1 protein-coding gene is annotated in these 251 nt (G+C 62.5%); it reads left to right on the top strand.

Annotated elements, in window-relative coordinates:
• On the top strand, positions 1 to 251 hold a 251-nt coding region (locus tag ACIHCQ_RS23635), incomplete at both ends, for a hypothetical protein (RefSeq protein ID WP_399665614.1).

A 251-nucleotide genomic window follows, 5' to 3' on the forward strand; every position in this document is an offset into this window, starting at 1 on the left:
AGGGCCGAGGCGGAAAAGGACAAGGAGGAAGCGAAGGCCGAAGCCAAGAAGGAGAAGGACGAGGCCAAGTCCGAGCAGGCTGCGGCGAAGGAAGAGGCGAACAAGGAGAAGGACGAGGCCAAGTCCGAGCGGGACGCGGATAGGGCCCAGGCGGACAAGGACAAGGAGGAAGCGAAGGCCGAAGCCAAGAAGGAGAAGGACGAGGCCAAGTCCGAGCAGGCTGCGGCGAAGGAAGAGGCGAACAAGGAGAA

The organism is Streptomyces sp. NPDC052236 (genome assembly GCF_044548015.1).
In the GTDB taxonomy this organism is placed as follows: domain Bacteria; phylum Actinomycetota; class Actinomycetes; order Streptomycetales; family Streptomycetaceae; genus Streptomyces.